Origin of the sequence: Sphingopyxis sp. (genome assembly GCF_041916015.1) — a bacterium.
Classification (GTDB): Bacteria; Pseudomonadota; Alphaproteobacteria; order Sphingomonadales; family Sphingomonadaceae; genus Sphingopyxis.
In genome coordinates, this window is the sequence record NZ_JAYSAH010000038.1 from 1 (window position 1) to 11,127 (window position 11,127).

Below are 11,127 nucleotides of genomic sequence, written 5' to 3' on the forward strand. Positions count from 1 at the left end.
AGGCCGCCGCCGCGCCGCCGCCGCCCTCGATCTCGGGCCCCGAACCCGACGACCGCATGCCGCATCGCCCGCTCCCGCGCGCCGCCGCTTCGGCGGCGGCCCTGCCCGCCCCGCTGTGGGCGCTCGCGCTCGGCGCGCTGCTCCTGCTTGCCGCCGCTTTCTGGCTCGGCGGCCGCTTCGGCGGCGGGATGAGCAAGGCCGAGGTGGAGACCATCGTCGCCGACTATGTCCGCGCCCATCCCGAGATGATCCCCGAAGCCTTCGAGGCGCAACGGAACAAGGAGATGGCGAAGGCGGTCGATGCGGTGCGTCCCGCGCTCGAAAAGCCTTATGCCGGGGCCTGGGCGGGCAATGCCGACGGCGACGTGACACTCGTCGTCTTCACCGACTATGCCTGCGGCTTCTGCCGCGCAAGCGTGCCCGACGTCGACAAGCTGATCCGCGAGGACAAGCGCCTGAAAGTCGTGTTCCGCGAACTGCCGATCATTTCGCCGCAGAGCCGCGACGCCGCGATCATGGCGCTCGCCGCGGCGCGGCAGGGCAAATATGACGCCTTTCACCATGCGATGTTCGCCGCCTCCTCGCTCGACCCGTCGGCGGTCGCGGCGGCGGCGGCGAAGGCCGGAGTCGTCACCGACGGCAGCGCCGATGCGACCGCGAACGAGGCGCTGTTCCAGCGCGAGATCGATTCGAACCTCGCGCTCGCGACCCAGCTGCAGCTCAACGCGACCCCGACCTGGATCGTCGGCGACCAGCTCTTCCAGGGGCAGGTCGGCTATGACGCGCTGAAGCAGGCGATTGCGAAGGCGCGGAAAAAGAGCTGATATGGCAGGCGACGACCGGGCCGCGCTGTCGATCGCCAGGGGCGTCCGCAACCCCGAGCTGATGGCGGCGGCGCTCGCGCTCGCCGAAGGCCGGCTCCACGACGCCGAGCCGGTGCTGAAGGCGCATCTGAAACGCGATCCCTTCGACGTCGCCGCGATCCGCATGCTCGCCGAACTGGCGGCGCGGATCGAGCGCTATCGCGATGCCGAAGCCTTGCTGCGCCGGGCGGTCGAGCTCGCGCCCGATTTTCTCGCCGCGCGGTCGAACCTCGCGACCGTGCTCCACCGCCAGGGCCGGTCGGCCGAAGCGATCGAGGAACTCGAAAGGCTGCAACAGGCCGATCCCGGCAATCTCGGCAACGCCAATCTGAAGGCCGCGGCGCTCGGCCGCGTCGGCGAATTCGACGAGGCGCTCGCGCTCTACGAACAGGTGCTGCAGAACGCCGGCAAGCAGCCGAAGATCTGGATGTCCTACGGCCATATGCTGAAGACGGTCGGGCGCCAGACCGATGCCGTCGCTGCCTACCGCCGGGCGCTGGCGCTCCATCCCGCGCTCGGCGAAGCGTGGTGGAGCCTCGCCAATCTCAAGACATTGCGCTTCGACGATACCGACCTGTCGGCGATGGAAGCGGCGCTCGATCGCCGGGACATCGGCGCCGAAGACCGCTTCCACCTCCATTTCGCGCTCGGCAAGGCGCATGAGGACCGGCAGCAGGCCGAGGCCGCCTTTGCCCATTATGACCGGGGCAATGCGCTGCGAAAGGCGTTGCTCGACTATGACGCCGACCAGACGCGCGCCGCGGTCGATCATGCGGCGACGCTTTATACGGCCGAATTTTTCGCCGCACGCGCGGGCCATGGGGCGAGCGCGCCCGATCCGATCTTCATCGTCGGCATGCCGCGCGCGGGATCGACGCTGATCGAGCAGATATTGTCGAGCCATTCGATGATCGAAGGCACGATGGAACTGCCCGACATTCCGAAACTCCACGCCAAGGCGCGCACGATGGGCGGGGTCGCCGCGCTGTCGGCCGATCAGGCGCGCGAGCTTGGCGAGGAATATCTGCGGGGCACGCTGGTCCAGCGCAAAAGCGACAAGCCCTTCTATATCGACAAGCTGCCGAACAATTGGCTGCACACCGGCTTCATCCGGCTGATCCTGCCGAACGCGAAGATTATCGATGCGCGGCGCCATCCGCTCGATTGCTGCTTCTCCAATTTCAAGCAGCATTTCGCGCGCGGACAGGCGTTCAGCTACAGCCTCTCCGACATGGGCCGCTATTATGCCGACTATGTCGAGTTGATGGACCATTTCGACCGGGTGTTGCCGGGCCATGTCCACCGCGTCTTCCACGAACGCGTGATCGAGGATCTCGAGGCCGAGCTGCGCGCGATGCTCGGCCATCTCGGCCTGCCGTTCGAGCCGGCCTGCCTCGATTTCCACAAGAGCGACCGCGCGGTCCGCACCGCCAGCTCGGAACAGGTACGGCGGCCGATCAACCGCGACGGCGTCGGCCAATGGCGCGCGATGGAGCCGTGGCTGGCCCCGCTGATCGATGCGCTCGGCCCCGTATTGGAGCAGTATCCGGTTCGCCTCTAGGCCCGATGTTGCAATTTTGTCATACTCCGCCCGAAACTGCGGAAGGGCAGGATCAAATTCGCGGACCCCGATTGACGATTGCAGCAAAGCTGCCACACCTTCCGATGAGACGCCGTTGCAACGGCGCCGGCATAGAAAAGCGGGGTTTCATGCGGGTCCTTTCGTCACGTCGCGCGATGCTTCTGGCATCCCTGTCGACGACCATCTTGTCATCGGGAACGGCCTGGGCCCAGGAAGCGCCCAAGACCGTCTATGACGACGAGATCGTCGTCACCGCGCAAAAGCGCGAGGAAAATCTGCAGGACGTGCCGATCAGCATCCAGGCGCTCGGGACCAAGAAGCTCGATCAGCTGAACGTCGCCAATTTCCAGGACTTCTCGAAGCTGCTGCCCAGCGTCTCCTTCCAGTCGAGCCAGCCGGGCGTCACCACCGTCTATATGCGCGGCGTCGCGAGCGGCGGCGACGGCAACCATTCGGGCTCGCTCCCCAGCGTCGGCGTCTATCTCGACGAACAGCCGGTCACCACGATCGGCGGCACGCTTGATGTCCATATCTATGACATCGCGCGCATCGAATCGCTCGCGGGGCCGCAGGGCACGCTCTACGGCGCCTCGTCGCAAGCGGGCACGATCCGCATCATCACCAACAAGCCCGACCCCTCGGCCTTCGAGGGCCGCGTCGATGGCGAGATCAACAGCATCAAGCACGGCGACATGGGCGGCCGCCTCGAAGGCATGATCAACGCCCCGATCAGCGAGATGGCGGCGGTGCGCGTCGTCGGCTGGTATCAGCGGGACGGCGGCTATATCGACAATGTGCCGGGGACGCGGAGCTTTCTCGGTAAGGAGATACTCGACGGAAATGGAGATCTGATCGGGAATCAACCGGGTATCACCGTCAACAACGCGGCCTTCGTCGAAAAGAATTTCAACGACGCCGAAGTCTATGGCGGCCGTGCCGCGCTGAAGGTCGATCTCGACGACAATTGGACCGTCACGCCGACCGTGCTTTATCAGAAGCAGAAGAGCCACGGCACCTTCTATCAGGACCCGCGCGTCGGCGAGCTGCAGGTGCAGCGCTTCTACCCCGACAACCGCACCGACAAGTTCATCCAGGCAGCGCTGACGATCGAGGGCAAGCTCGGCAATTTCGACATCACGTACGCAGGCGCCTATCTCGACCGTAAAGCCTATCAGATCAACGACTACACCGACTATGCCGAAGCCTATGACGCCCTCTATGCTAACTATACTTATGAGGGCGATTTCCAGTGCAGCGGCCTTCAGGGGTGTTTTTTCTTTAAGGACAATGCCGGCAACACGATCGATCCGCGGCAATATATCATCGGCACCGATCATTTCCGCAAGATGAGCCAGGAGTTCCGTATCGCCTCGCCGCAGGACGAGCGTTTCCGGGTCGTCGCCGGGCTCTTCTATCAGCGGCAGAGCAACCATATCCACCAGGATTATATCATTCCCGGCCTCGCCGACGCGCTGTCGGTCAACGGCCGGCCCGGCACGCTGTGGCTGACCGAACAGAAGCGCGTCGACAAGGATTATGCCGCGTTCGGCGAAGCGAGCTTCGACATCACGCCGACCGTCACGCTCACCGGCGGCGGCCGCTATTATAAATATGACAACAGCCTGATCGGATTCTTCGGCTTCGGCCGCAACCCGAACGGCCCGCCGTACAACGGCGCCGGAAGTTCACGCACCGGCGTCGCCGGCTGCTATACGACGACGGGCGCTATTCTGCGCGACAATCCGGGCGGCACGCTGCTTCCGGCCGAGGTCGAGGGCAGCCCTTGCACCAACCTCGCCGATTTCGTCGGCGGCAAGCTGGTTCCCAAGCGCACCAAGGATACGGGCTTCACCCACCGCCTGAACCTGACGTGGAAGCCGAGCGAGGACATCCTCGCCTATGCGACCTGGTCGCGCGGCTTCCGTCCCGGCGGGATCAACCGCCGCGCGACGATCGTCCCCTATGCCGCCGACTTCCTCACCAACTATGAGCTGGGCATGAAGACCACGCTCGCAGGCGGCGCGGTCCGGCTCAACGCCGCCGTCTACATGCAGGATTGGAAGCGCTTCCAATTCTCCTTCCTGGGACTCAACAGCTTCACCGAGATTCACAACGGCCCGAACGCGCGGATCAAGGGGATCGAAGCCGACGTCAACATCCGCCCCGTGGAAGGGCTGACGATCGCGGCGGCGGCCTCCTACACGGACGCCAAGACCCGCGCCAGCCTGTGTACCTTCGACGATCCGACCTATGTCTGCGCGACCGACGACCCGGCCGACCCGGACAAGTTCATTGCCGCGCCGAAGGGGACGCGCCTGCCGGTCACGCCGAAATTCAACGGCAATGCGACGATCCGCTATCAATTCCCGCTCGGGCCGGGCGAAATGCATCTGCAGTCGGTGATCGCGCATCGCAGTTCGGCCAGCGCCGACATCCGCGTCACCGACGCGACCGAGCTCGGGCGGATCAAGGGATCGACGACGGTCGATTTCGCGCTCGGCTTCGACTGGAGCAATTACAGCTTCGAATTGTTCCTGCAGAATGCGTTCGACGAGCGCGCGCAGCTGTCGCGCTTCTCCAACTGCAGCGAATGCAACGGCCGCGTGCAGGTGCTGGTGAGCCAGCCCCAGACGATCGGGGCGCGGCTGGGCGCCAAGTTCTGACCGGGTGACCGATATCGGAGCATATCCGGAGGGGCCGGGCCGCAAGCTCGGCCTCCCGATGTGCATCGCGCTCGTCATGGGCAATATGATCGGTTCGGGGGTGTTCCTGCTCCCGGCGCAGCTTGCCCCCTATGGCTGGAACGCGGTCGCGGGGTGGATCGTCACCATCGGCGGCGCGCTGTGCCTCGCGATCGTGCTCGCGAAGCTCGCCGGCCATTTCGGTCAGGCGCGGGGAATCGCGCCGATGATCGAGGAGGCGCTGGGGCCGCTTGCGGGATCGCTGATCGGCTTTTCCTTCTGGGTTTCGGTGTGGACCGGGCTCGTCACCATTTCGCTCGGCGCGGTCAGCTATGCCTCGGCCTTCTGGCCCGTCATCGGCAAGCACCCCGGCCTGTCCGCCGCGCTCACCATCTGGTTCGTGACGGCGGTCAATCTCCTCGGCGTGCGCGCGGCGGGAGCGTTCCAGCTCGTCACCACTCTATTGAAGCTGACGCCGCTGATCGTCGTCGCGGTGCTGATCGCGATGCGCGCGGCCACCGCTGGCGCCCACGCCTTCGCGCCCTTTCCCGCCGAGGGGCTCAGCCTCGGCGCGACCGGCACCGCCGCCGCGCTCGCGCTCTGGGCGATGGTGGGGTTCGAGGCGGCGTGCGCCGCCGGCGACAAGATCGACCGGCCCGAAATCACCATCCCGCGCGCGACGGTGATCGGCGCGCTGCTCACCGGCCTTTTCTATCTGACCGTCTGTTCGGGAATCGCGCTGATGCTGCCCGCCGACGAGGTCGCGGCGTCGCCGGCACCTTTCGCATTGTTCGTCGAACGCTATTGGGCCGCGGGTCCCGCCGCGCTCGTCACCGTCTTCGCCGCGATCAGCGCGATCGGGGCGCTCAACGGCTGGGTGCTGGTCCAAGGCGAGGTGCCGCGCGACATGGCGCGGCGGCGGCTGATGCCCTCCTGGTTCGGCGCCGCCGACGCGCGCGGCACCCCGGTCCGCGCGCTGATCGTGTCGAGCTGCCTCGCGAGCCTGCTGGTCTTCGCGAACAGCAGCCGGTCGATGGGCGGCCTGTTCGCCTTCATGGCGCTGCTGTCGACCTGCGCGACCCTGTGGCTCTACCTCGCCTGCGCGGTCGCGGCGGCGCGCTACCGCATCGCCCTGCCCTTCGTCGTGCTCGGCGGCGCCTATGCGCTCTGGGCGATGTGGGGCGCGGGGCGCGAGGCGGTGCTGTGGAGCGTCGCGCTGATGCTCCTCGGCCTGCCGCTCTACTGGCTCGGGCGCGCCTCAGCGCCAGCGGGGCGCGAACAAGCCCCGGTCGCGTAAGATCACCGCGGCGGCATTATGCCCCGGCGCGCCGGTGACGCCGCCGCCCGGATGCGTCCCCGCGCCGCACATGTAAAGCCCCTTCACCGGACCGCGATAACCGCCGTTGCCGAGCACGGGACGCGCCGACCAGAGCTGGTCGAGGCTCATATTGCCGTGCATGATGTCGCCGCCGACGAGTCCGAACTTGCGTTCGAGACCCTTGGGCGAAAGGCGCGTCTGGCCGACGATGCTCGCGCGGAAACCGGGGGCGTGCTTTTCGACGGTGTCGATGATGCAGTCGGCCGCCGCTTCCTCTTCGTCGTCCCAGTCGCGACCGTTCGGAAGTTCGGGCGCGAATTGCTGGCAGAAGAGGCTCGCGACATGGCAGCCCTCGGGCGCGAGGCTGTCATCGACGGTCGAAGGGATCAGCATCTCGACGATCGGCGCCTTCGACCAGCCATCGCGCTTCGCGTCGAGGAAGGCGCGGTCCATATAGTCGAGCGTCGGCGCGAGGATGATCCCCGACTGGTGATGCTCGCCCGGTTCGGGAAGGCACGTAAATTTCGGCAGTTCGCTGAGCGCGACGTTCATCCGGAAGGTGCCGCTGCCTGCCTTGAACCCCTTGATCCGGCGCGCGAAATCGGCAGGCAGGTCGCTCGCGTCCATCATCCGCTCGTAGAGCAGCTTCGGCCCGACATTCGCGATCACTCGTTCCGCCGCGATCTCCTCGCCGCCGACGAGCTTCACCCCGACCGCCTTGCCTCCATCGACCAGCACCTTCGCGACGGGGCTTTCGAGGCTGATCTCGACGCCATGATCGCGGCAGACCTTCGCCATGATCTCGGTGATCTTGCCCATGCCGCCGACGCTGTGGCCCCACGCGCCCTTCTTGCCGTTCACCTCGCCGAAGACGTGGTGAAGGAGCACGTAAGCGCTGCCCGGCGTGTCGGGGCTGGCGTAATTGCCGACCACCGCGTCGAAGCCGAAGGCAGCCTTGACCGCCTCGCTCTCGAACCAGCTGTCGAGCATCGTCCGCGCCGACTTGGTGAACAGGTCGAGCACGTCACGCTGCTGTTCGAGGCTGAGGGTCGCAAAGCGCCGTCCCTGCCGCGCGCCGTCGAGCAAGGTGCGCATCCCCTCGCCGACGTTCGGCGGCACGCGCAGCGCGAGGTCACGGAGCAGTTCGGCGACATTTTCGAGCGCGTCATAATAGGCGGGCAGCACCTCGGCATCGCGGGCGCTGAACTTGCGGAATTCGGCCTGCGTCCGTTCGAGCCCGCCGCCGAGCTTGAGGTAGCCGCCATCCTCCTGCGGCAGGAAATTGCTGATGGGCCGTTCGATCACGCGATAGCCATGATCGGCGAGCTTCATGTCGGCGATTACTTTCGGCTGGAGCAAGCTGACCGTATAGCTCGCGACCGAATTGCGGAATCCCGGCGCGAACTCCTCGGTCACCGCGGCGCCGCCGACGACGTCGCGCGCCTCGACGATGCGGACCTTCAGCCCCGCCTTGGCAAGATAGAAAGCGCAGACGAGGCCGTTGTGGCCGGCGCCGATAATCAGGGCGTCATAGGCTTTGGTCATTGGAATTCTTTCGCAAGCGGGGATTGGACATGCTGGCGGCCGAAGCCAAGGCCGAGGACGCGGCCCGGAATGCGGCGCAGCAGCGGAACGGCGTCGAGCAGGCGCACCGCGAAGGGCACGCGGCTGATTTCGCCGCGCAGCAGCGGTTCGATGACGCGCTGGTGCGCGAAACGCTGGAGCGCCTGCATCCGCGTCGTCGGCTTCCAACGACATTCCTGCACCTTGGCGAGCAACGGATCGGGGTCGGCGCCCGCGGCAAGCGGCGCGGCGAGGATGTTCGCGGCAGCGACGGCATCCTGCACCGCAAGGTTGATCCCCACGCCGCCAACGGGCGACATGGCGTGCGCGGCGTCGCCGATCGCGAGCAGACCGGGACGCGACCAGCGCGTCAGCCGGTCGAGCGCGACCGAGAGCAGTTTTACATCTGCAAAGCTTTGGATCGCGTCGATGCCGGCTGCGAGGCCGGGCGCGATCTGGACGATCCGCTTGCGGAACGCTGCGATGCCCTGCGCCTCGATCGGCGCGAAACCGCCCTTCTCGATAATCTGCGCGCACTGCCAATAGTCGCCGCGCGGGATCGCGACGACCATGCCACCCTTGTCGATCGTGCCGAGCGCGACCTCGGACATGTCCATGCCCGCTGGCACGGGGACGCGAAACCACAGCACATCCATCGGCGCGCCCAGATCTTCGAGCGGCAACTCGGCCGCATCGCGCAGCACCGAGCGGCGCCCATCGGCGGCGATGACGAGCCGCGCGGGCAGCGCCTCGCCGCTCGCCAGCGTCACCCCGTTGACGCGGCCCGCATCATCATAGATCAGTCCGGTCGCCTCGGTCGACATGCGCAGGTCAAAGGTCGAGTAGCGCTTGCCCTGCCCCGCGATGAAATCGAGCAAATCCCATTGCGGCATCATCGCGACGAAGCGCGCCGCGACCGGCAAGTGCTTCATCGTCGCGATGGTGTATTGCCCGCCGAGCAGGCCCAGCGTCATCGTGTCGATCGCCGCGTGCGGCTCTTTCAGCGGCGCATCGAGCAGTCCGATCTCGTGGAACAGTTCGAGCGTCGAGGGATGCACGGTATCGCCCCGGAAATCGCGGAGGAAATCGGCATGCTTTTCAAGCACGGTCACGCGCACGCCGGCGCGCGCGAGCAGCAAGCCCGCAACCATGCCGGCGGGACCGCCGCCGACGATCATCACGGGCGAGTCAGCACTCACCGGCGGCTCCAACCCTCGGCGGGGGCTTTTTCCAGCCGCGCCTCGGGAATGAGGTCGCGCATCCGCGCGCAGAAATGCTTGAGGCAAACCTCCTTGTCGCTGAGCGGCCCCATCGAGAAGCTCTTCGACTGCATGCCCATCTGGACGCGGGTGATCAGCTCGGTATCTTCGGCATTGACCTGACGGTTGATGCGCCAGTTGAGGTAGCGCGCCGCCTTCATCTCGCGGCGCGCGTCGGGAAGGACATAGCTGATCTCGCGGATCAGGCAGGTCGTCGGGCCGGTCGGCAGCCACTGCATGAAATCGACCTGATCGGGATAGATGTCGAAGGCGACATTCGGCCAGAGCTTGAAATAGAGCCAGTGGCGCTGGTTGGCCTCGGGGAGATGCGGCACCGGCGGCAGCAGCCGCTGATACAGGCGTTCGGACCAATTTGCCGACGGCCGGTCGATCAGGTCGCCCCACATGCGGTCGACATTGTCCTCGGCCTCGACGCCATAGCTCTTGCCGAACAGCCGCGTCAGCCCCGGATGCGCAACCGGGATGTGGAGGCCGTCCGAATAATTGTCGCCGACATTCTTCCAATTGACGTCGCGCGGGCGGAGCGTAACGCGGCCGAGCGCGCCGAGCTCCTCGAAACGATAGGGCGCAACCATCGCCTCATAGGGCGCCATCATCGCCGCGACCGACGGCCCGCCGTCATCCTCGAGCCGCACGAACCAGAAACCGCGCCATTGTTCGGCCTCCACGGGGACGAGCCCGGCACGGCTCTTGTCGAGCGCCGGATAGCTCGCCGAATCGGGCACGCCGCTCAGCCGGCCGTCGAGCTCGTAGGTCCAGGCATGATAGGGGCAGACGAGCTTCTTCGCGCAGCCCGTCGCCCCATCGACAAGACGCGAACCGCGATGGCGGCAGACGTTGGTAAAGGCGCGCACGGCGCGGTCGGCACCGCGCACGACGATGACGCTCTCGCCGCAATAGTCGATGCTGTGCCAGTCGCCCGCGTTCGGGATATCGCTGTCGTGGCAGACGACCTGCCAGCTCGGGCGGAAGATGCGCTCCATTTCGACCGCATGGAAATCGGGATCGCTGTAGGTCCAAGCCGGCAGCGACCAGCCATCGAGGGGGTCGATGTTGTCGAATGTGTCGCGCAGCGTTGCCATGGTTCGTTCCTTGTTGTACATATGTATAACAAGATGACCGACGCTCGCCAAGCCTTTACGCGCGAAAGCGCCGATGCCCGCCGGACGGGCTTGATCGAGGCGACCGCGGCGGTGCTGGCCGAGCAGGGGCTTGCGGGCACCAACGTCCGTGCGATCTGCGCGAAGGCGGGGGTGTCGCCGGGATTGCTGCGTCATTATTTTGCGGGAATCGACGATCTGGTCGCGGCCACCTATCAGGCGACGAGCGACCGGATGGATGCGATTTTCGCCGAGGCTGTCGAGGCGGCGGGCGACGATCCGCGGGCGCGGCTCTCCGCCCATCTGACCGCCAGCTTCCGCCCGCCGGTGACCGATCCCGAACTGCTCGGCGCGTGGACCGCCTTCTGGGCGCTCGCGCGCGGCGACGCGCGGATGGCCGGGATTCATGCGGAAAGCTATGCAGGCTATCGCAAGCGATTGTCCGAATTGCTGACCGCGTGCTCCGCTGCCGACGCCGGCCGGCTCGCGATCCTGCTGACCGCGATGGTCGACGGGTTGTGGCTCGAGCTGTCGCTCGACGCCGCAAGCTTCGGCGCCGAGGCGGCGGTGGAGATGATCGAGCGCGCGTTGGGGGCGTTACTACCCTAGGACAGATCGACATTTGGGAGATGGCGGGCTGCAAATGGCGCCTTTCCGCGCTTCCGGTGCTCACGTGCCATCAGCACGCTGCGCTCCGGGTCACGGAAAACCACCATTTTCGCTCCGCCATCTCCCAAATG

8 protein-coding genes are annotated in these 11,127 nt (G+C 66.3%); 5 read left to right on the forward strand and 3 right to left on the reverse strand.

Annotated elements, in window-relative coordinates:
* From ACE3SL_RS05615 to ACE3SL_RS05630, 4 genes are all read left to right on the forward strand, one after another.
* A partial coding sequence (locus ACE3SL_RS05615) for a thioredoxin domain-containing protein (protein WP_374524775.1) occupies positions 1 to 824 on the forward strand: 824 nt, incomplete at its 5' end.
* Position 825: 1 nt separating this feature from the next.
* The gene (locus ACE3SL_RS05620) at positions 826 to 2,424 is read left to right on the forward strand and encodes a sulfotransferase (RefSeq protein WP_374524776.1); all 1,599 of its coding nucleotides are present in this window, start codon (positions 826 to 828) and stop codon (positions 2,422 to 2,424) included.
* Positions 2,425 to 2,600: 176 nt separating this feature from the next.
* The gene (locus tag ACE3SL_RS05625) at positions 2,601 to 5,108 is read left to right on the forward strand and encodes a TonB-dependent receptor (RefSeq protein WP_374524777.1); all 2,508 of its coding nucleotides are present in this window, start codon (positions 2,601 to 2,603) and stop codon (positions 5,106 to 5,108) included.
* 4 nt (positions 5,109 to 5,112) lie between these two features.
* Positions 5,113 to 6,423 (forward strand): APC family permease, encoded by a 1,311-nt coding sequence (locus tag ACE3SL_RS05630; RefSeq protein WP_374524778.1) that lies wholly within the window; start codon positions 5,113 to 5,115, stop codon positions 6,421 to 6,423.
* Here ACE3SL_RS05630 and ACE3SL_RS05635 read toward each other — a convergent pair.
* Genes ACE3SL_RS05635 through ACE3SL_RS05645 form a run of 3 tightly spaced genes read right to left on the reverse strand, consistent with a single transcriptional unit; the run spans position 6,385 to position 10,369 of the window.
* On the reverse strand, positions 6,385 to 7,989 hold the full coding sequence (locus ACE3SL_RS05635) for a phytoene desaturase family protein (RefSeq protein ID WP_374524779.1): 1,605 nt from the start codon (positions 7,987 to 7,989) through the stop codon (positions 6,385 to 6,387). The two genes, ACE3SL_RS05630 and ACE3SL_RS05635, sit on opposite strands and share 39 nt — an antisense overlap.
* Positions 7,986 to 9,206: an FAD-dependent oxidoreductase gene (locus tag ACE3SL_RS05640; RefSeq protein WP_374524780.1), complete on the reverse strand. Its 1,221-nt coding sequence runs from the start codon at positions 9,204 to 9,206 to the stop codon at positions 7,986 to 7,988. Before ACE3SL_RS05640 ends, ACE3SL_RS05635 begins: the two co-directional genes overlap by 4 nt.
* Entirely contained in the window at positions 9,203 to 10,369 is a 1,167-nt protein-coding gene (locus ACE3SL_RS05645; protein WP_374524781.1) for an aromatic ring-hydroxylating dioxygenase subunit alpha, read from the reverse strand. The genes ACE3SL_RS05640 and ACE3SL_RS05645 overlap by 4 nt, the downstream gene beginning before the upstream one ends.
* A gap of 33 nt (positions 10,370 to 10,402) precedes the next feature.
* Between ACE3SL_RS05645 and ACE3SL_RS05650 the strand changes: the two genes are divergently transcribed.
* A complete protein-coding gene (locus ACE3SL_RS05650; protein WP_374524782.1) occupies positions 10,403 to 10,996 on the forward strand; it encodes a TetR family transcriptional regulator C-terminal domain-containing protein in 594 nt (197 codons plus the stop codon).
* Positions 10,997 to 11,127 lie beyond the last annotated feature (131 nt).

Bases quoted from the DNA above. Each gene is read 5' to 3' on its own strand.
- ACE3SL_RS05620 (WP_374524776.1), top strand. From the start codon at position 826: ATGGCAGGCGACGACCGGGCCGCGCTGTCGATCGCCAGGGGCGTCCGC.
- ACE3SL_RS05625 (WP_374524777.1), top strand. From the start codon at position 2,601: ATGCTTCTGGCATCCCTGTCGACGACCATCTTGTCATCGGGAACGGCC.
- ACE3SL_RS05635 (WP_374524779.1), bottom strand. From the start codon at position 7,989: ATGACCAAAGCCTATGACGCCCTGATTATCGGCGCCGGCCACAACGGC.
- ACE3SL_RS05645 (WP_374524781.1), bottom strand. From the start codon at position 10,369: ATGGCAACGCTGCGCGACACATTCGACAACATCGACCCCCTCGATGGC.
- ACE3SL_RS05650 (WP_374524782.1), top strand. From the start codon at position 10,403: ATGACCGACGCTCGCCAAGCCTTTACGCGCGAAAGCGCCGATGCCCGC.